Annotated in this window: 12 protein-coding genes; 10 read left to right on the forward strand and 2 right to left on the reverse strand. The window is 46.9% G+C overall.

Features of this window, described 5'->3' with window-relative positions:
* Positions 1-283 precede the first annotated feature (283 nt).
* A complete protein-coding gene (locus DXZ20_RS15755) occupies positions 284-4,486 on the reverse strand; it encodes a chemotaxis protein CheB (protein ID WP_163699165.1) in 4,203 nt (1,400 codons plus the stop codon).
* Between the two features lie 569 nt (positions 4,487-5,055).
* On the opposite strand from DXZ20_RS15755, the gene DXZ20_RS15760 reads away from it, so the two are divergent.
* The 6 genes from DXZ20_RS15760 to DXZ20_RS15785 all read left to right on the forward strand — a co-directional run bounded on the left by DXZ20_RS15760 (position 5,056) and on the right by DXZ20_RS15785 (position 12,831).
* A complete protein-coding gene (locus DXZ20_RS15760; RefSeq protein WP_163699167.1) occupies positions 5,056-7,614 on the forward strand; it encodes an HWE histidine kinase domain-containing protein in 2,559 nt (852 codons plus the stop codon).
* 2 nt (positions 7,615-7,616) lie between these two features.
* Positions 7,617-8,036 (forward strand): response regulator, encoded by a 420-nt coding sequence (locus tag DXZ20_RS15765; protein ID WP_163668626.1) that lies wholly within the window; start codon positions 7,617-7,619, stop codon positions 8,034-8,036.
* A 228-nt stretch (positions 8,037-8,264) separates the two neighbouring features.
* The gene (locus DXZ20_RS15770) at positions 8,265-9,821 is read left to right on the forward strand and encodes a bifunctional aminoglycoside phosphotransferase/ATP-binding protein (protein WP_163699169.1); all 1,557 of its coding nucleotides are present in this window, start codon (positions 8,265-8,267) and stop codon (positions 9,819-9,821) included.
* A gap of 231 nt (positions 9,822-10,052) precedes the next feature.
* Positions 10,053-10,520 carry an Hsp20/alpha crystallin family protein gene (locus tag DXZ20_RS15775; protein ID WP_163668630.1) on the forward strand — a complete coding sequence of 156 codons (468 nt, stop codon included), beginning with the start codon at positions 10,053-10,055 and terminating at the stop codon, positions 10,518-10,520.
* Positions 10,521-10,920: 400 nt separating this feature from the next.
* The gene (locus DXZ20_RS15780) at positions 10,921-12,075 is read left to right on the forward strand and encodes a hypothetical protein (RefSeq protein ID WP_163699171.1); all 1,155 of its coding nucleotides are present in this window, start codon (positions 10,921-10,923) and stop codon (positions 12,073-12,075) included.
* 27 nt (positions 12,076-12,102) lie between these two features.
* The gene (locus DXZ20_RS15785) at positions 12,103-12,831 is read left to right on the forward strand and encodes an LOG family protein (RefSeq protein WP_163668635.1); all 729 of its coding nucleotides are present in this window, start codon (positions 12,103-12,105) and stop codon (positions 12,829-12,831) included.
* A gap of 91 nt (positions 12,832-12,922) precedes the next feature.
* Here the strand turns inward: DXZ20_RS15785 and DXZ20_RS15790 are convergent, their stop codons facing one another.
* A complete protein-coding gene (locus DXZ20_RS15790) occupies positions 12,923-13,582 on the reverse strand; it encodes a GerMN domain-containing protein (protein WP_163699173.1) in 660 nt (219 codons plus the stop codon).
* Positions 13,583-13,956: 374 nt separating this feature from the next.
* Between DXZ20_RS15790 and DXZ20_RS15795 the strand changes: the two genes are divergently transcribed.
* The 4 genes from DXZ20_RS15795 to DXZ20_RS15810 all read left to right on the forward strand — a co-directional run bounded on the left by DXZ20_RS15795 (position 13,957) and on the right by DXZ20_RS15810 (position 21,114).
* The gene (locus DXZ20_RS15795) at positions 13,957-14,193 is read left to right on the forward strand and encodes a hypothetical protein (RefSeq protein WP_163668639.1); all 237 of its coding nucleotides are present in this window, start codon (positions 13,957-13,959) and stop codon (positions 14,191-14,193) included.
* A 303-nt stretch (positions 14,194-14,496) separates the two neighbouring features.
* A complete protein-coding gene (locus tag DXZ20_RS15800) occupies positions 14,497-16,914 on the forward strand; it encodes a response regulator (protein ID WP_163699175.1) in 2,418 nt (805 codons plus the stop codon).
* A gap of 21 nt (positions 16,915-16,935) precedes the next feature.
* Positions 16,936-20,610, forward strand: coding sequence for a response regulator (locus DXZ20_RS15805; RefSeq protein ID WP_163699177.1), 3,675 nt, complete (start codon positions 16,936-16,938; stop codon positions 20,608-20,610).
* A 135-nt stretch (positions 20,611-20,745) separates the two neighbouring features.
* Positions 20,746-21,114 carry a response regulator gene (locus DXZ20_RS15810; protein ID WP_163699179.1) on the forward strand — a complete coding sequence of 123 codons (369 nt, stop codon included), beginning with the start codon at positions 20,746-20,748 and terminating at the stop codon, positions 21,112-21,114.
* Positions 21,115-21,187 lie beyond the last annotated feature (73 nt).

The raw sequence follows: 21,187 nt of genomic DNA on the forward strand, positions 1-21,187 counted from the left end.
GCCAAAACCTATAGCTACTAGAGAGTATTTGCTAATGGAATATACGAAGTAAGGCATCTGCCGTGAAAAGACTTGAGTACCTATCCTGTAAAATACTAAGTCTACTACCTTTGTTTCGTATACAAGATTATTGTATCTACTGTTGTTAGGGGTAGAGCTGCCTAAATATTAAGACAGCCTGAAAGGTTGCTACCATTGTGAGTACGAAGGGGATACTACAGGTGCTGACGTTAGGGAATGGGGCATCGGGCATCGAGAAAATAGCTGGTGCTTTATGTAACAACTAACCCTTTGGCATTCCAAGGGTAAAATAAAAGGCTGAGCCCTGTCCGGGTTCTGACTCTAGCCAGATGTGGCCTTGATGTCGTTCTACAACTTTTTTGCAGACGGCTAGACCGATGCCATAGCCTTCCTTTTCTTCGCGGGTATGCAAACGTTGAAACAGGCCAAAGGTTCTCTCTTGTTGTTCTTTGGGTATACCGATGCCGTTGTCTTGCAGACTAAAGGTCCATTGATTGTTCTTCCATTCAGCACCCATATGGATGCGGGGAGGTTCAGCCCCTCGAAACTTAATGGCGTTGCTAATCAGGTTCTGAAATAGCTGTAGTATCTGGGGTTCATCTACGTTAAGGCTGGGTAGGACATCATGGGTGATGACCGCTTGAGATTCTTCAATGGCAGAGCTTAAGTTTTTGATAGCAGCGGTCAATACTTGCTCAAGCTCCACAGCTGTAAAGGTAATCTCACGATGGGTAGCCCGTGAAAAGGCCAAAATGCCATTAATTAACCCATGCATGCGGATGCCACCCTCGACAATATGACCAATATAGTCATGGGCCGTGGCGTCTAGATGCTTACCATAATCTCCTTCTAGCAGTTGTGCAAAAACAGTCATGGCCCGCAGTGGTTCTTGTAAATCATGGGAAACGACGTAGGCAAACTGTTCTAGATCCGCATTGGACTGTTCTAAGGCTTGGGCACGGTTGGCCAGTTCACTTTGAGCTCGCTGCCGTTCTAGAACTTCAGCTTGTAGTTGCTGGTTGGCTTGTTTAATTTCAGTAGTTCGGCCTTCAACTAATTCTTCCAAATGCTCTTGGTAGCGAACAAGCTCGGCCTGAGATTTGTTGTGTTCTGTGACATCGCTCAGCACTGCTAAGGACCGAGGCAAGATGCCGGACGTACCCTGTTCAACGGTTGCAGATAGTAATACATCACGAATACTACCGTCTTTGCATATCCATTGATATGGAATATTGTGACAAACTCCATTCTCCAAAAAATCTGGCATAACCACATCTACAGCGTATTGACGAGACTCTGGAGTCAGAAACTCTGTAAATTTACGGCCAATCACCTCGGTATGGTCATATCCAAACGTTTGCAGCCAGTGATGACTGATGCTAACTAATTCGTCTTCATTGTTGATAGAACATAGTATTGCTGGAGTGCTTTCGTACAGGTTGCGGTAGCGTGCCTCGCTATCCTGTAGCTCTTTTTCGGCAGCTTTGCGATCGCTAATGTCAATCACTGAACCCGTTATCCGTACCGGATTGCCCGATTCATCCCAAATAGCTTGCCCCCTGGCATAAACCCAACAATAGTCGCCGTTTTTTTTACGCATACGGTATTCTGCCTGATAAGGAACCCGATGCTGTAGATGGTTATTCAAGGCCTCCATAACCCGACCATAGTCACCGGGATGCAGCTTCGATTCAAATGCAGTATGCCAATTTTGAAGTTCATCTTGATCGTCTTCATACCCCAGAATTTCCCTATATTGAGGCGATATATAATTCTCATTGGTTAGAAGATTCCGATCCCAAAGACCCACCCGAGCCCCTTTAACCGCCAGATCGTAGCGTTCTTGACTGGCGGTTAATTCAGCGGTGCGCCCTTGTATTTTTTGTTCTAGAATCTCATTGGATTGACTTAACCTGGCCTCAGCGGCCTCTAAGCGTAGCTGAGTGCGTTTAATTTCATCAATATTGACAAACGTGAGGATCACCCCATCAACTGTTTGATTTTCTGCCAAGTATGGGTGAATCCGCATCAGTAAATGGGGTCCCTGGTGCTTGACCTGAACCTCTTGTTCAATAGTCTTTCTCTGCTCTTTAAATTGCTCTAGCACAACCAGCAAATCAAGATTCTCCAGGTTGTGAGATAAGTGCCCAATGGGTCGACCCACATCGTTGGCAACCAGGTTATAGGCAACAGTAGCCGCAGACGTATATTTTCTAATTCGCAGCCCATTATCTAGAAAAATGACGCCAACCTCAATGTTGCCTAGCAGATTATCTAAATCGTTATTGAGTTCAGTGAGACTTTGAATTTTAGACTGGTACTCAGCATTGACAGTATAAAGCTCTTCGTTAACGGACTGTAGTTCTTCATTAGTACTTTGCAGCTCTTCGTTAGATGCAATTAATTCTTCATTAGTGGCTTGCTGTTCTTCGTTCGTTGTTTCTAATTCTTCAATAGTGGCCTGAAGATTTTCGCGGGTATGCTGCAAGTCTCTCTCTAATTGCAACACATATTGAGCAGTATCGTCACTGGTCTCAAACTGGTTTGAAGGTAGGGCGGTGTCAGGCCCGCTCTCCTGAGAAATGACTATTAAAAAAAACTCACCTGTCTTACGATTGGCAGCCTGGCGGCTCACTTCTACATTTACCGTCAAACACTCGTATTCAGGCTCTTTAATCTGGTAACTGTTATAGCAAACTCTACTATCTCTCCCCTGGCAGATGCGGTGCAATGCAGTACTGAGCGGTAGCTGTAGTGACTGCGGAAGCATCTCGATTAGATCATTCGATTGTCTGCCATCGGGCACCCTTAAGAGACTTAATGTGTCACCACACACATACAGCAATTGCATCTGTCGATCGACTAGTAGACAAGTGGCTTCACGTTGATTTAAGAGAGTCTTGAAAGCTTGCTCCAACAGCGGATCAAAGCGAGAGTTTTTATCTGAAAGAGCAACTTGAAGCTGGGGTCTATTGATCTTTAAGGCCGCAAACGCTCCTGTGGATAAGGATAGCTTGACATCTCTCAATTTCTGATAGATTTTCCACTTCCGGTGTAAAGTGTCAAACTCTTCTTCAAGAATGCCTAGGGTTTCTGACTCACCCAAGAACAGAATACCATTGACGTTCAGGGCAAAATGCAGATTTCTCAAGACTTGAGCTTGAAGATCAGTTTGCATGTAAATCAGGACATTACGGCAAGTCACCAAGTCCACCTGGGTAAATCCCGCGTCTTTAGCCAAATTATGATTGGCAAAAATAATCATCTCTCGAATTGCTCGCGATACCTCAAAGGAGCCATCATTCCTAGAGGTAAAAAAGCGACTGACACGAGCTTCACCGATTTCATTAACAATTGGTGCTGGATAAATCCCTAAGGATGCTTTATTCAAAGCAACTTGATCCAGATCCGTAGCAAAAATCTTAACTTCGATAGACAGCTGGCGTTGATCCAGCAGTTCTCTGACTAAGATGGCCATGGAATAGGCCTCTTCCCCCGTGGCACAAGCTGTAATCCAAATACGCAGCGTCTGTCCTGAGGAAAATCTGTCAAGTAGTTCAGGTAGAACATTGTTTTCTAAAAATTGCCACGCCTCTACATCTCTAAAAAAACGTGTGACAGTAATCAATAAATCATTACGCAAGCAGTTGCGCTCTTCTTTTGAGGCGTTTAATCGACTGATATAGCTATCTAAATCTTGATAACCTGCAATCAAACATCGTCGTCGAATACGTCGAGTAATCGAGCTGGGCTTATAATGACCAAAATCAATATCATCATGTTGCTCAATGATATTGATGATTTTTTGTAGCTTGATAGGGATTAGCTGGTTTTGCAGATTATCCCGTAGGACTTGCAACCCGTTCGGGGCGGTCACTAATTGATACGTCGTTTGAGCCAGTTCACTGGCAGGCAAGATTAGATCAACAACTCCGGTGGAGATAGCGCTTTGGGGCATGCCGTCAAACTCAGCTGTTTCTGGAGCCTGGACCAGGACAATGCCACCCTTTTCTGAGATTTCCTGAATCCCTTGTGAACCATCGCTGCCGGTTCCTGATAGAATCACGCTGATAGTCTTCTCTCGACTCTCCAAAGACAGAGATTTAAAAAATAAGTCGATGGGTAAATTAGGCTGACGACCCCGACCTCGTTCCTGTGGCGTCAGATGCAAACATCCGTCCTTGAGTACCATATTTTGACCCGGTGGTATCAAGAAAACAGTATTAGGGCATAGGGACACCTGATCTGTCACCTGTTGAACATCCATGTCGGTATGTCGTTTGAGCAGTTCACTCATTAAGCTTTTGTAATCAGGTGACAGGTGTTGAACAACGATAAAAGCAGCGTTACTATCGCTGGGCATATTCCCAAAAAAATCTTCGAGGGCACGCAACCCACCTGCAGACGTACCAATACCGACAATCAAAAAGCTAGTGCTAGTTTGTCTATCAATCGTATCTACCATTGATGTGTTCTAGTCAGGGGGGACAGACAATTTTTCAAAATAATAGGAACGTTTCTAATGGCACCTCAGTATATTCTCGGAATATTTCTATATATTTTTTCTTTTTCTTCCTTAGCTTTTTAGCGTAACAGAGCTAGAAACATTTGGTTGATCAAACCTAGAGCTTTTTATGATTCTTTTATGATTGAAATCTTCTCAATCACCTGATTTTTTCTTGACATGCAGTTGTTAAAGTTTAGACCTAAGTAGGTCAGCTCAGTTCCTTATACACTGCCAACCAGTTGTTTGATTTCTGCGAGTTTACCCCCAAACCCTAATTCTGAGGGCTTTGGGCTTGATCTCCCCCGGAATTGGGAAAAGGGGGCTGTGATATCGGATAGCTAATGGTGACAACCTACTTATGTCTAAAATTATGTTTTTTGTAGGGTCAAACATATGTCAAACAATGACCTTGCCCTTGGGCATAACTCCAGAAATTTGAAAATAATTCATAAGAACACGAATAGACTGGGACGATATAACGTGAAATGTATTAATAAACACTTTGCGCGACAAAGACGAGTTACCTTATGTCTGCTGACCTTGCTCAACAATGGGAGATTGCGCTAACTACCTGTGCTCAGGAACCTATTCATAGCCCAGGAGTAATTCAGTCTTTTGGAGCACTATTAGCCACTGACCGTGCATTAGAGTATATTACCCACGTTTCCGATAACCTGAGTAACCTCTTGGGTCATGAGACTGACGGGATAAGTGCTGATGTTTTGGGACAGCCGCTAGATGCGATTTTACCCGACACGCTCGTTCATGACCTTAATAATGCCTGCGGATTATCGACAATTACCACTCAACGCCATCGATTAGGAATTTATGAGATTCATGGATGCTGGCTTGATGTGAGTGTCCATTGCAGCTCCACCCACACCTTGATTGAGCTAGAGCCTGTTACTGAAAACCTGGATACCCATACTCCACTTCTGATGCGAGCTCAATTAATGCTCGAGAAAACGTCTAGCTCAGAGCAATTGCTGGCTCTCGCTGTAAAGGAGTTACGCAACACCACTGGGTTTGATCGGGTGATGGCCTATCGCTTTTTACCAGATGGGTCCGGAGAAGTTGTCGCAGAAGCCAGCAGTCCAGGTGCTCAGTCCTATTTAGGCTTACGCTATCCGGCGTCTGATATTCCAGATACCACCCGTCGTCTGTTTTGGAAAACAGGTGTTCGTATTGTGGCAGATGTTCATGCCCCTATGGCTCCGATCCTGGCATTGGATAAAACAGAAGCTGACCTCGACTTGTCTCTGGCTTTAATTCGGGGTTCATCGTTGATCCATGGTGAATATTTAAAGAATATGGGGGTCACTGCCAGTATGGCCATTGCCATTACAGTGCAGGGGCAACTGTGGGGATTGTTTGCCCTACACCACCGACAATCCAAGGTAATCCCCCCCGATCTTCGCACTGTTGTTGAACTATTTAGGCAATTATTTTCCTTACAGTTCCAGCAAATCTTGGCTGAAGAACGATTTCGCGATCGCAAACAAGCAGCATCCATACTAGACAAGCTTTTCTCTATTCAAGCGGATCAAGCCACACCCAAAGACTGGATCAAGATCATCATTCAAGCTAGCCAACCCTTTTGTCAGCTGCTATCGGCCCATGGCGTAGCCTTTATCAGTGAGCAACAGGTATTAGCGAGCTACGGGAATAGTCCCTCAACTTCAACAGTTCTAGCCCTGGCAAACCACCATAATGACCATGGGCAGACCGATATCACGACTATTGAGTGTCTACAGGACCTTGATATGCCTGATGTGAAAACATGGGGCAGTAGTGCCGGGGGCCTATGCTTTACAATTCCTTCCGATGCCCCCCTGTATCTGATTTTCTTCAGAAATGAGATTCTTAGCGATATTCGCTGGGCAGGTAATCCAGAGAGTAAAGAGCTCGTAGAAGATAGCCCTAAACCTAAGTTACGCCCAAGACGCTCCTTTGAAGAGTACAAGCAAATTGTTAAGGACCATTGTGCCCCCTGGACACCTTCGGACCTGAATATTGCCCTAGAGATCCGAACTGAATTGATTCGTTTAGCCAGAATTAAAATCCAAGACTTTCAACAACGTCAACAAAATCTTTTAGTGGCAGAACTGAATCACCGGGTTAAAAACATTTTGGCGTTAATTCGCTCAATAGCTCGCCAAACTGAAATGTCTACAAATTCTCTAGAAGAGTATACAACAACCCTAAAAAGCCGCATCGCCGCGTTGTCCGCCGCCCATGATCTAGTCACAGGCTATGGGTTAGAATGGCCCAATTTACGCAATTTACTCGCCATTGAATTACGCCCCTACCTGAGCGATATAGTCCCTAGGGTAACCCTGACGGGTCCCGTGATTGGTCTCAAGGCCAATTTTGTCCCAACATTTGTTTTAGTGATCCATGAACTCACCTCCAATGCCGCTAAATATGGTGCTTTATCAGTTACATCAGGCAATGTGACTGTGCAGTGGTATGAACACTATGGTGGGATTAAGCTGATCTGGCAAGAATCGGGGGGCCCCACCGTGACTCCTCCCCAGCGACGGGGGTTCGGTCGTGATCTAATTGAACGAGCTATTCCCTATGAATTTGAGGGCGAGGCTACGATCCACTTTCTATCCTCTGGAATCAGGGCTGAATTTTGGTTGCCCAATAATCTTATTCGGTGGGGTCAAGCAGGAGGTACAAAGCCTAGTCCTTTGGCGAATGTACCAGAAACTGACCGACTCAAGCCCATGGAACAGATTCAAGTATTAGTGGTAGAGGATAGCTTGTTAGTTGCGATGGAGATGGAAAGTATTTTAAAAAAGATTGGATTAGAATCGATCACCTCAGCCCCCAGCGTCGCTCGCGCCTTTAAATATCTGCGGCAAGAAAGCTATCAGCTCTGTTTATTGGATATTGATCTGAAACAGGAAACAAGTTTTGAAATTGCTGACTTCCTGCTTGAACAAGGTATACCGTTTGCCTTTACCACAGGTTATAACTCCAAGCACGCTCTTCCCAATTCCTTGGAGTCGGTGCCGCTCCTAAAAAAACCCATTGATGAATCAAAGTTAGAAAAACTCGTTAGTGACCTGCTTAGTTGATTATGGCTACCGTACTTATTTTTGAAGACAACATGGCCTTGGCCTTGCAATGGCGACAGTTACTAGAAACCTATAATCACTACGTCTGCTGTTGCACAACTATACGAAATGCATTAGCGATCGCAACAGCTATTCAGCCCGATATAGTGATTATGGACATGATGATTAAACAGAATGGCCGGTTTGTTCCAGAAGGGGGGCTGACACTTCTAGCCCGACTAAAAATGGAGTATGACGGCTCACCTTATATCATCGGGGTAAGTGGATACAAGCCCGGAGTTTATAGCAAATCTACGCCTCTAGAACTCGCCAAACGGACAGGTGTAAATATAACTCTCTACAAGCCAATTGCCCCCGATCACTTAGTAGACATTATTAACCAGTGTTTAGCGAATCGACAGCCATCCTTAGAAAATCGCTAGATTCGACCCAAAGTTTCAGGCTCTTAGCCTTATATTTTCTTAATACCTATGTTAGGTCATAGCACTAGTGATGATCTATAGACCTATATTTAATTTTTCTCTGCCCTCACAACATACTCATATTATTGCTCTACTATCCTATAGTATAGCGAGGCAATAAATATCTGTAGGCTTTTCATAGGTAGGTATGCAGTGATCTCTCAGGGGCTTCCTCCTCTTATTCAACAAATGCTATGGCCCAGTTTCTATCCTCACTGGACGCAAGATAAGATTGAACTGGTACAAACCCACACTGCCTATGTCCTATTGACAGGAAACTATGCCTATAAGGTCAAAAAGCCAGTGAACTATGGCTTTCTTAACTATACGACCCTGGCAGCTCGCAAACACTATGTGGCAGAAGAATTACGGTTAAATCAACGCACCGCTCAAGAAATTTATTTAGCCGCTATCCCCATTTATCAGCGGGGAGAACAGTTCAGTCTTTTAGAGCAGGGAGAACCGGTTGAATATGCAGTCAAAATGCATCAGTTCCCCTCGGGTTCTCTATTTTCTGATTTATTGGCTCAGGATACATTAACTCCAGCGTTGATCAAAAGACTTGCCCATCAAGTGGCGGTCTTCCATCAGCGCGCTATGATTAGCGACTACATTCAGTCATTTGGCACTGTTGTCAAGATTCGCCAGGCATTTGATGAAAACTATGCCCAAAGCCTACCGTATATTGGTCGTGGTCAAACCCTACAGCAGCTACAAGACACGCAAAAGTATACGGATCGAATTTTTACTGAGCATCAAGAGCGCTTTCAAACGCGTATCCAACAACAAAAGATTCGTGAATGCCATGGCGATCTGCACCTGAAAAATATTTGCCTATGGCAAGACCGTATCTTTCTATTTGATTGTATTGAGTTCAACGAAGCATTTCGATACGTAGACACCATGTATGACGTGGCATTTACAGTGATGGATTGTGATGCCCATGGACGCTATGACCTGGGTAACCTCTTTCTTAATACCTATCTAGAGGAAACGGGTGATTGGGAAGGGTTAGAGGTTTTACCGCTATACCTTAGTCGCCAAGCCTATGTTCGAGCAAAAACCACTTCGTTTCTTTTGGACGATCCCACCATTGATACTGAGAAAAAAGAGCAGATCCAAACCCAGTCCCAAGCCTACTACACCCTGGCTTGGCGTTATACCCAGCTACACCCAGGACAACTAGTCCTGATGTCAGGGCTTTCTGGGGTCGGTAAAAGCACCGTAGCCCAGGAGTTGGCCCTGCTCACCAATGCACTCCATATTCGTTCTGATGCCGTGCGTAAACACCTGGCAGGGATGTCACTCCAGCAGCGAGGAGATGCGAATCTATACACGTCAGAGATGACCCAAAGAACCTATGATCGCTTGGGTGATTTAGGTATCCGATTAGCAAAACTCGGGCATATTGTTATTCTCGATGCAAAATACGATCGCATCGCTACTCGGCAAACTGTCCTGACTCAGGCCAAAGCGTCAAGGATTCCCGTCTCGATTCTTGTGTGCCAAGCGCCTTTCGGTGTCATTTGCCAGCGACTGCAACAGCGCAAAGATGACATTTCTGATGCGACCAGCGAGTTATTGACAAAGCAAAAAGTAACTGCAGAAGCATTAACTCACGAAGAAGAATCCCTAGCCACATATCTTGACACCAACATGAATTTAAGGGAAAGCATTCAAGCTCTAGCAGCCAAGATGGGCTCTGTGACAGCTTACACATCATCTGCTGAGAGCCCTGAGTGTTAAGGCTGGACATCAACGTCAGCCAGAAAATCTCGGCTGGGTGGGGTATCAGGAGGCAGGAGGCAGAATATATGCCCATTAACTTTTGCTTCCGGTCTCCGACCTCCTATGTTTTGGCCCCATAAATTCCTCAATTTTGCGTCCTACCATAAAGTTAAGGGTTGGCCTGGAGGTTATGGAGTTATGACCAACCAGGGCTGACCATATAAAAAAATGTTTTTTAGAGGGTTTACTATGACACTCACGCACTGGCAACCATTCCGTCAAATCGAACATTGGGAACCTTTCAGCGAAATGGAAACACTGAGAAAAGAGCTGGATAAATTGTTTGCCCAATTTACCCCTGGTCCCTCTGACGCTCAAGCTAGTTTTAGCTTTATGCCATCAGCTGAGATGGACGAAACCGATACTGAAATCCATCTTAAGTTTGAAGTCCCTGGCATGACAGCGGATGATCTCAATATTGAGGTAACTGATACAGCGGTTACCGTTAAAGGCGAGCGCAAATCTGAGTCGAAGACAGAAGAAGATAACATTACTCGCTCTGAGTTTCACTATGGCAAATTTGAGCGTGTGATTCCCCTATCTAGCCATATTGTCAAAGATGCTGTTTCAGCTGAGTACAACAATGGCATCCTTCGCCTGGTGCTGCCCAAATCGGACGTTGCAGCTTCTAAAACCGTAAAAATTAAAGCCACTTAAGGGTTAACAGTCTCCCATCTCCAGAGGCTTGGCGATGTGGTTCCCCTGACGTTGGCAAAGCCTGTCCAAAGTGCTGAGGGGGACCATTGGGGAGGGGGTATCGAGATATAGCCCTGACGATCGATACCCCCTCTCAAGGCAGCTACGGTGTATACAGAAGTCGGAGAGTGGCTCCAAGTATCGAGCCCTCATCCCCCAACCCCTTACTCCCTGGGGGAGAAGGGGGGGCTGGCCTCAAAGTCCTTCTCCCTGGGGGAGAAGAATTTAGGATGAGGGCTAATTCAAGGTCAGGTATACCTTTTGGGACATTATCTTCTAGATGTGTGTACACCGTAGCCTCTAAAGGCAGAGGGGGTAATACCGTACGCCCCTACCAATAAATTATCAAGAGGATATTTCCATGCAACAGCGTCGTCTCAACGCCTATCTGAATCTTATTCAAGAACTATTAACCTGCCCCAAAGGTGAAGAATGGATTCGGCTTAAGCAGCATGAGCATTTAGTGGATTCTGAGCTGCTTCAAGTCATGGAACAAGTGGCCTCACAACTGTTGCGAGAGGGCAATCGCCAGGCTGCTATTTTTTTACACAATTGGGCGGCAAAACTTCACCATATTTTAGTTAAAGAAACGCCAATACCCAAACCAGAAGATGATAAATTCCAGGCATATTTAGCCCTGATACAGGATCTGTTAAGTTCTTCAGAAGACGATAAAGAACGTCTGTTAGCCAAGCACCATGATTTAATTGGACCAGGGTTGGTCCATCAGATGCAACAGGTGGCTCAACAACTTAAACAACAAGGATCAGATGAGTCAGCCGACTACTTACAACATCTGGCAGATGAGCTCAACCAAGCATGGATTGCAGCTCACGCCTTTCAGCCTGAGCTGCAAAAAGAGTCTTCCCATGTACCCTTGAAAACAGCTGATTCTGCAACAGAAAATACAGACCAGAGTTCTAAGGTGGCAGGCGCTAAGGACGTTGCTAACGAAGATGAAGGCGGCAGCCCATCACAGCAGATAGTGTCCACACAGCCGCTGACCACGTCATTACAGCTCAAGGTGAATCAGCAACTGACGGATGCAATTTCTGAAATATCACAGGCGCTACACCAACTCAATCAAACCATTATGGCTCAATCCCATAGGACAAATCCACTGTGGTATATGGATGTGTTAGAGCGGGCGGCAACAGCACAGTGGTTGCTGACCACTGACGAGATTGAGCAACTGATGGGAGTTAAGCCTAAGTGCCATGGAAAAGACAAAATCTATCAGCGAGGTACATGGACGTTTGTAAAAGTTGGTAAACTTGGTGCTCAGACTGCCTGGAAAGTGACTAAAACTCGTCTAGATGCTGCGCCGCCATCTCCCATAATAAATAATCCAGATACTAGCCAGCAGCCTAGCCATCGTCAGACACATGAAATTAAACCCAGTCTATCCCTGGCGAAACATCCTCCACTTAAACAAACTGCCTTAAATAATGGTTCATCCGATAGTGACCAGACCGATTTATTGGAAATACCCGAAATGGACGATGTTTGGGCATAATGGATAGGTCGCTACTGGAGATGCCTAATGGCTGATTCGGACCATTTCAGGGGTTTATCAACAGCCATAGAAACAGATAGCAAAGCTGTTTTCGAAGTCGTAGAACAATCAATATTAGGTCTGTGGGAGGTGGTGAACAATTTAACAGCCCTACGTCCTCCTAAGCGAGCTCGCTATCGGGTCACAATTTTTGGATCGGCTCGTATGGCACCAGGGAGCGAACTCTATCAAGAGGTTAAGCAGTTAGCAAGTGAATTAACCCTACTGGGCTGTGACATTGTCACGGGGGGTGGCCCTGGTTTAATGCAGGCAGCGAATGAGGGCAGTGTCTTAGCCGACCCCAATGATCAGGTCAAATCCATTGGAATTCGAGTTGATTTAAAGCACGAGCAAGCCACTAATCCATTTGTGGAAGAGGCTTACTGTCATCGTACATTTTTCTCTCGACTACACCACTTTGTTCTAATGTCGGATGCTTTTGTCGTGATGCCAGGTGGTATTGGCACAACCTTAGAAGCGCTGATGATTTGGCAGCTACTGCAAGTGCGTAAACTCGATCAAACACCGTTTATTTTGGTTGGTTCCATGTGGAAAGGGTTATTGGACTGGACCCAGACCAGCATGCTTGATGAGCAAACGCCCATGATTGATCCAGCCGATATGGCTATCCCTCGCTGTGTGGAGCGGTGTGAAGATGCGATCGCAATTCTCCGGGCCTCTCAGCAACGTTGGCAGCAGGCACACCCCGCCGCTTAGACCATTGGTGTAAGTTCAGCCCTCATCATAAAATCTCCTTGGATCGCATGAAACCCTCAAAAGCATGGTTGTTCTAAGGTTTTGTTATGACTTAAAAAGAAAACTCTTTAGCAAAAGACTGACGGGTGACAGGCTGTTCTAATACAAGACCTTCACCCCCCAGTGGATGGGCGTCATCAATTAGATGCCCTGCCACTGATAAATAGACTTTTGCATTGGGGTCCAGGCTTGTGACGGTATAAATGACCTGGGCAACTCGATAGATCATTGAACTGGAGCCCCCACCATAGGTGAATTCCTGGGATAAATTCACATAGATACCCCTAGAATTGGTGGTCAAACTGAGTAACTGGGTGTTTTTAGGAATAGCGGTGAAGGCATCGTCGATCTTCACTGAGCCTGCCAGCAACATTTCCATGGCTTCAGTCAGCATCACTGCTGGAGATGCTTGCGCTTCTACTGATAGCGGTTGAGGTAATAGCTGCTCTTGCTGATTGGAAATGCTCACCCAGTAGGTTTGGGGCCGCACGATGACTAAGGCAGCCAGCTCCGCTGGTAAGGACGAGTTGAGCCTTGCGATCGCATCCGACAAATCTAGACTCTCTACCCTCGTTATCCCCCCTGACACATAGTCAGTTTGTTGAGACGTCCACCAGTATCCCCAGCCTGCCAAACCACCCAAGATAATGGCCACTAGATACATTTCTAGTGTTTTCCAATTGAAGGGATGTAAGGTCTTTTGTGCGCTCATAGCTTGCTCCAGAAACAACTGTTCTGATATTCATCTACGACAGATATTTCTATGGCAGATATTGACTAAACTCAATCAGGATTGCCGTTGCTGATTTATTGCCGTTGCTGATTTAGAGAATGAATCGATCTGGCAAGATCGCCCTATATCAGGATTTTTGAGCTTAAATCTTCTTAAGAATCAGCAACACCCCAGAATTTATCAAGCGTGTTTATTGAGCTTAACCATTGTCTTCAAGCTAACTCAACAATTTGAGGATTTTATGTAGACAGTGATGCCTCTTAATTCAGACTTCTGAACAGTTGTTTCACCACATTTTCAGAATTACTTATTAGGCTAGGATTAAGCAAAGTTAAGGAATGTTCGCCTCCATCATGGCAATACGTCATCTCACTAAGGCTGAAGTCAATCAGTTACTACTCACACTGACCCTGGCCGGATACATCCCCGAACGGGACTTTAAAATTGATGAAAATGGTCAAATTTTGGCAAAACAAGAGATTATGCCAATAATACGCCGTATCCCGGCATGGTCTGAATCCGATAACAGATTGCTCAATGAGCCATCAACGCCTGCCGCGTCATCCCTGAGTCCCCAATGTTCTAACTAAAGTTTTTAACGTGATATATGGCCGGGAGCCCTATAAAATTAAGTTTTATTTAAAAAATAAACTTAATGGTTTTATCTATGATTAGTAGGGTCCACAGAGCTTTAAAAAACCCGTGCATAGAACGACTTCACTCCCTCAAACGCCGTCGCTTCTTGCTCACTCCTCTCCCATGAGTGTTGCAATTTACAAACACCTGTCTAAGTCATCTTGAACTCGCGTTAGCGTGGGCCAATAGACCCATGACCTAATAGTGGCCTGATAGCGCTAATTTTTGGTGTGGTAGTTGCAGTAGGGGAGTTAAGCGTGAAGATTCTCCTGGTTGAAGATGACACTATTTTAATAGAAGCATTAGTTAGGGCTTTGACAGCAGAGCACTATGCTGTCGACGTAGCGACTGATGGTCAAACAGGCTGGGAATTGGCCTCCGTTGACGTCTATGACTTAATTTTGCTAGATGTCATGTTGCCAAAACTGGATGGCATGAGCCTTTGCCGCAAATTGAGGGCCCAGGGCATTCAGACATCCATTTTATTGCTGACGGCCCAGGACAACAGCAGCAGCAAAGTACTGGGGCTGGATGCCGGGGCTGACGACTACGTGACCAAGCCCTTCAACCTGGCGGAGCTGCTGGCACGTATTCGAGCACTACAGCGACGGGAGTCGGGCACGCTGCTGCCGGTACTGACCTGGGAAGAACTATCCCTGGACCCTAGCCCCCGTGAAGTCACCCATCGGGGTAAGCCCATTTATCTAAGGCCACGGGAATACGATCTACTAGAACTTTTTTTGCGTAATCCCCAACGCGTGTTTAGTCGTGGGGCGATTCTCGATCACCTGTGGTCCTTTGAAGGATCCCCCGGTGAAGAAACGATCACCGCCCACATCAAGGGGCTACGGCAGCATTTAAAAGCGGCTGGTGTACCCCATGACCCCATCGAAACGGTGTACGGTATTGGCTATCGACTCCATGCAGAAACATCAGAACTATCGTCTGAAGTGGTAAGCCAGGCTAATGCGGCGACCATGGCAATTTGGGAACGAGCTAAACAACGCCTGAGCAAGCGCATTGCGGTCATTGAAAAAGCCACCTCTGCCGGTGTTAGCAATACCCTAGCTGAAGACCTGCGACAGCAAGCCGAGACAGAGGCCCACAAGCTAGCGGGGTCCTTAGGCATGTTCAATTTTGATCTGGGTTCAAAGCTAGCCCACAAGGCTGAACAGGCCTTCCAAAACTGGCCAACGCTCCCTGATCATGAGCGCACGCAACTGGCCGACTTAATTGGTCAACTACGGCATACGGTCCAACGTGCTGTACATAGTGACACCCCCACCCTGTTTTATCCCAAACCAGCACCGCCCCAAGGCGCTGCCTTGACCATCCATACGGCATCCTTGTTGATTGTTAGCCCGCATGAAGACTTCCAGGCCGAATGTGCAGCCGCATTAGCGAATGTGGCCACTGATTGGACACTACAGTTACAAGCCGATCCCATTGAGGCCCTGACGCTGCTGAATAGCCATCGCCCAGATGTGGTTATTTTAGATTTGTCAGCGACCGATGATCATCCAGAAACGGTATCCCTCAGCCCTGATATGGTGGCCTTCTTGGCTGAGCTACAGGCCTCAACTCCCCCTGTGCCAGTATTACTGCGCACCGAGCACGGTAGCCTGCTAGATCGGGTCAAGGCTTCCCAATTAGGGGGACGGGGATTTATTCCATCGACAACACCTGCATCAGCCGTTGTGGAGACCGTCATTGATCTCTGGATGCGCTCCCACGCCCACATAGCTAAGGTTTTGGTCGTCGATGATGACCCCCAGATTCTAGACGCCATGGGAGGTCTTTTAAAACCCTGGGGGTTAAAAGTCTTTACCTTGGTGGACCCACGGCTGTTTTGGGATGTCTTGAATGAAATCCAACCGGATGTGCTGGTGCTCGATGTTGAAATGCCCCATGTGGATGGTTTGGCCCTATGCCAGGTGGTCCGCAGCGACTTACGATGGTGCCATATTCCCATTCTGTTTCTCACCGCCCATGCCGATGTTGGCACCAAGCACCAGGTATTTGAGATGGGGGCTGACGATTATGTTTCCAAACCCATTGTTGGGCCAGAACTTGTCACCCGCATCCTGAATCGTTTAGAACGGGCAAGGATGACACAATCTCAGATAGAGATTGATACGTTAACGCGCCTGGCCAATCGTCATCAGGCGATTCAGACCGTGACCCAGGCCTTAGCACAAGGCCAACAACACCATCAAAGGGTGTGCATTGCCATGCTATCCCTCGATCATCTAGATGCCATTAATCGCCATTATGGCTATGACTTAGGTGACAAAGTGCTCGTACATTTTGCCCATCTTCTCCACCAAACGTTTGTGGGTGATGATGTGGTGGGGCGCTGGGCGGGACGCTTATTTATCGTGGCCATGTATGGTCTCACCATTGAGGAAGCCATACATCGGTTACGCACCGTGCGTAAACAGCTTCATCAGGTGCCACTACCTCAACAGAGAAACAGCGAATTTTCTAGAGATCAGTCGACTGAAAAGCCTCAACCTTATCTATCACCCATCAGCTTTAGTGCTGGCTTAGCGATCTATCCGTCAGAGGACCAGGCATTATCAGATAATTGGCCCGTGGGTGATCATGTCAGTCTGGTGATTAAGGCGCTGAAACGTTTAGAGCGAGCTCAGCCTGGCCATAGTTTATCGGTTTAAAAAGTCAGGGAGATTCCCCCTATGTGGCGCTTATTACGACGATCTGCTCTCTGGCAAGCGACGTGGTTACCCGCAGTGGTGGGAGTGGGTACGCTTCCCATTGTCTTGTTTTTTTGGCAATCTCTCAAGATCCACGAACAAACTCACATTCACCAACAGGTGGATTTTGCCAGAGTCAGTATTAGTCGGGAAATTCGCTCTCAGACTGACAACCGCATCCAGGCGTTGGTGCGGTTGTCACGTCGGTGGGAGGCCCAAGAAGGACTTTCACAGGAAAACTGGACGATTGATGCCGAGAGTCTGCTGCATGACTACCCGGGTTATCAGGCCATTGAGTGGGTTGATCCAAATTTATATGTCCGTTGGATTGTTCCCATGGCGGGTAATGAAGCCGCCCAAGAGTTTAACCTCGCTACCGATCCTGAACGCAAAGCAACCTTGGAATTGGCTCGCACAACTCGCACCATGACTGTGTCGTCCATGGTGGATTTGGTGCAGGGTGGGAAAGGGGTTTTGGTCTATTCGCCCCTCTTCCTCGCCTCTGATCAATCATTTGATGGGTTTATTTTAGGGGTGTTTCGGGTGCAGCATCTGGTCGATACCATTTTGAGCGATCAGGTGACTGATGATTATGCGATCGCAATCCAACAAAACGGCACTGAGATTTATCGCCATCTCCCGACTGACACACCTCAATCGGCGACCACGAGTCTACGAAATCGCTGGAGTCAGCATGCTGAAATTGACATCCATGGCACTATTTGGGAGCTAGAAATTTGGCCGACATCAGCGCTATTGGCCCATGAACAGTCTCCCCTACCCACGGTGATTTTAGTCAGTGGTTTGTTGCTGTCCGGGTTAGCTACATGGGTGGTTTGGCTAACCCAAAAATCTCAGCAACGCTACCAGCAACTGGTTACTGAAAGTACTGAACGCCAGAGAGCTGAACAAGATTTAGAAAGATTCTTTAGTCTATCGGTGGATTTACTTTGTGTCACTGGCACGGACGGCTACTTTAAACACATTAATCCCGCTTTTGAAAGAACCCTAGGTCATCCGACAGAGGTCTTTCTCTCTCAACCATTTATCAACTTTGTTCATCCAGATGATCAGGCATCCACCCTGACTGAAATGGAAAGCCTGACGAATGGCCAGGCCACCCTGAGTTTTGAAAATCGCTATCGGTGTCGTGACGGTAGCTACCGCTGGCTACACTGGGCCGCTTTCCCTGCTACCAAAACCGGTCTACTCTACGCGGTGGCCCGAGATACTACCGACCGCAAAATCACAGAAGAAAACCTCAAACAGTTTAGTGCCAACCTCAAGCATCTACACCGCATCAACACAACCCACTATGAAACCTTTGATGCATTATTTGCCGATTGTCTAGAAACCGGTCGGCAAATTCTCGGATTAGAAACCGGCATCATTAGCCAGGTGACGGGTCAAACCTATACCATTCGCTCAGTGCAGTCAGACTTAGACTCTCTAGTGGCCAATCAATCCTTTATCCTGAGCAACACCTACTGTGCAGCGGTCGTTAAGGGACACCAAACCGTTACCTATAAGCATGTGGGTGGTCATGCGGTGATGAAAGGGCACCCGGTTTATCAAAACCTTCATCTGGAGAGCTACCTCGGCACGCCCATTTGGGTGAATGGCGAGATCTATGGCACCCTCAACTTCTCATCTACCCAGATTCATGAGCATGAGTTCTCTCGCCATGAACAAGAAATTATTGAGCTGATGGCCCAGAGCATTGGCCGATTTTTGGCCACTGATCTGGCTCAGCAACAACAGCGAGCGATTGAAGAAGCCTTGCGAGAGAGTGAAGCCCGTTTTCGTATGGTGGCCAACAGTGCGCCAGTGCTGTTGTGGATGACCGGCACCGATACCCGTTGCACGTTTCTGAACCAAACCTGGCTGACGTTTACCGGTCGTCAGCTAGAACAAGAATTAGGTAACGGTTGGACTGAGGGCATTCATCCTGAGGATCGCGATCGCTTTCTTGACACCTACATTAAAGCCTTTGATGCCCGTAGCACCTTTGAGCTGGAATATCGTCTGCATAGGGAAGATGGCCAATACCGCTGGTTATTGAGTCGTGGGGTACCCAGGTTTAGATCTGACGACAGTTTTGCTGGGTATATCGGCACCTGTATTGACATTAGCGATCGCCATGAAGTAGAAAAACTCAAAGATGAATTTATTTCCGTTGTCAATCATGAGCTACGCACACCTCTGACCTCGATTTTAGGATCGTTAGATCTTTTGGCCAGCGGTGTCTTAAGCACTCAACCTGAAAAAGGACAGCGCATGCTACAGATTGCGGCTAACAATGCCGATCGATTGGTGCGTTTGATTAACGACATGCTGGATATTGAACGCATCGAATCCGGCAAGATGACCCTAAATAAGCAGGTGTGTGATGGGGCCAAACTCATGCAAACGGCAACGGATGAAATTCACACCCTAGCCACACAATCGGGTATCCAGCTTGTCGTGACTCCGCTGCCTGTGCGGATTTGGGCTGACCCCGATCGAATTATTCAAGTCTTCACCAATCTCCTCAGCAACGCCATTAAGTTTTCCGGCGAGGGCACAACCGTAGAACTTACGGCCAATCTGGAGGATGCCCCAGAAGCAGCTCCCTGTGCAGCCTTACCGGTATCAACCCAACGGGTACAGTTTCAAGTGAGGGATCAGGGTCGGGGTATTCCTCCCGATCAACTCACGACAATTTTTGGTCGCTTCCAGCAAGTGGATGCATCTGATGCCCGTAGACGGGGAGGCACTGGTTTAGGTTTGGCGGTGTGTCGCAGTATTGTTCAGCACCATGGTGGTCGCATCTGGGTTGAAAGTGTTCTGGAGCAGGGCAGCACCTTTTTTGTCAGTCTGCCGGTGTTGCCGCCGCCTACACCAGTGCTGGATGATGACTCACATCATCCCCTGGTCCTGGTATGTGATGATGACCCATCCATACGAATGGTCGTGGAAGCTATGCTGGAGCAGCATAGCTATCGTGTGATTGCTGTTGAATCAGGGCAAGCGGCATTGACCCAAGCCATAGAGCAACAACCTGATGTGATTTTGTTAAACCTACTGATGCCGGAAATGACCGGTTGGGAAACATTGGCGGCGTTGAAGGCGCGATCGCAAACCCAAAATATCCCAGTGATTATCCTCAGCGGTCTCAGCCCTGAAGAAGGTGGCTCGCTGCATTCTGATATCAGCGATTGGATTGTGAAGCCTCCGGATGAAGATGGCCTATTTCAGGCTCTACAACAGGCATTAGCATCATCCCGAAAAGAGATTCAGGTATTGATCATCGAAGATGATCTGGATCTGGCCCAGGTGCTCACAGCTATTTTTGAACGTCACGGCATTACCTCACACCATGCTGCCACAGGACAAACGGGGATTCATCTGATTCAGCAGGTTACCCCCGATCTACTCGTCCTCGACTTGGCCCTACCTGAAAGCAATGGGTTTGCCGTTGTTGACTGGTTGCGACAACATAACCAGCTCTGCCGTGTTCCCCTGGTTATCTACACTGCTCAAGATTTGGATGATACCGAGCGACAGCGCCTGCGCCTGGGGCAAACTTTATTTTTAACCAAAGGTCGTGTTTCCCCCGATGACTTTGAAAAACAAGTGATGCAATTAATCCATCGTGTTACTGATCCCATTGGGTAAAATCGGTGTTGCTGATCCTCGGTATGATGCCATATGAAAAGTCTGGACTGAGTGCAACTATGTCGGATCGACTCGTCCCCTGAGTCAGCAACGCTAAAATCATCAATGGGATAACCATTTTAAGTATCAGTTTTTATGAAACACATTCTAATTATTGATGACGAAGACGATATTCGTGATGTCGCTCAGGTTGCCCTTGAAACCATTGGGGGGTGGCGTGTATCAACTGCTAGCACAGGACCTGAGGGATTAGCCCAGATGCAGGCAGATCCCCCTGATGTTGTTTTACTCGATGTCATGATGCCAGATATGGATGGCATTGAAGTGTTTAAGCGCATGCGGGCTGAGTCGCAAATTCAGGATATTCCTGTGCTGTTGATGACGGCCAAAACTCAAGCGGCTGATCAGCAGCGTTTTTTGAGCCTGGGGGTAACGGCCATTATTACGAAGCCATTTAAGGCAATGTTGTTGGCGGATCAAATTGCTGAAATTTTGGATTGGTAGGGAATATAGGGGGGTACGAGAAGGGTAACGGGGTGGGTTAACCCTATAGCGTCCATGCCAAAAAACCGGCAAT

It is taken from the genome of Adonisia turfae CCMR0081, assembly GCF_011009555.1.
In the GTDB taxonomy this organism is placed as follows: domain Bacteria; phylum Cyanobacteriota; class Cyanobacteriia; order Phormidesmidales; family Phormidesmidaceae; genus Leptothoe; species Leptothoe turfae.

Excerpts from the sequence above, each read along its gene's own strand:
- DXZ20_RS15810 (WP_163699179.1), top strand. The coding sequence starts at position 20,746 with ATGAAACACATTCTAATTATTGATGACGAAGACGATATTCGTGATGTC.
- DXZ20_RS15775 (WP_163668630.1), top strand. The coding sequence starts at position 10,053 with ATGACACTCACGCACTGGCAACCATTCCGTCAAATCGAACATTGGGAA.
- DXZ20_RS15760 (WP_163699167.1), top strand. The coding sequence starts at position 5,056 with ATGTCTGCTGACCTTGCTCAACAATGGGAGATTGCGCTAACTACCTGT.
- DXZ20_RS15785 (WP_163668635.1), top strand. The coding sequence starts at position 12,103 with ATGGCTGATTCGGACCATTTCAGGGGTTTATCAACAGCCATAGAAACA.
- DXZ20_RS15755 (WP_163699165.1), bottom strand. The coding sequence starts at position 4,486 with ATGGTAGATACGATTGATAGACAAACTAGCACTAGCTTTTTGATTGTC.
- DXZ20_RS15780 (WP_163699171.1), top strand. The coding sequence starts at position 10,921 with ATGCAACAGCGTCGTCTCAACGCCTATCTGAATCTTATTCAAGAACTA.
- DXZ20_RS15805 (WP_163699177.1), top strand. The coding sequence starts at position 16,936 with ATGTGGCGCTTATTACGACGATCTGCTCTCTGGCAAGCGACGTGGTTA.
- DXZ20_RS15765 (WP_163668626.1), top strand. The coding sequence starts at position 7,617 with ATGGCTACCGTACTTATTTTTGAAGACAACATGGCCTTGGCCTTGCAA.
- DXZ20_RS15790 (WP_163699173.1), bottom strand. The coding sequence starts at position 13,582 with ATGAGCGCACAAAAGACCTTACATCCCTTCAATTGGAAAACACTAGAA.
- DXZ20_RS15795 (WP_163668639.1), top strand. The coding sequence starts at position 13,957 with ATGGCAATACGTCATCTCACTAAGGCTGAAGTCAATCAGTTACTACTC.
- DXZ20_RS15770 (WP_163699169.1), top strand. The coding sequence starts at position 8,265 with ATGCTATGGCCCAGTTTCTATCCTCACTGGACGCAAGATAAGATTGAA.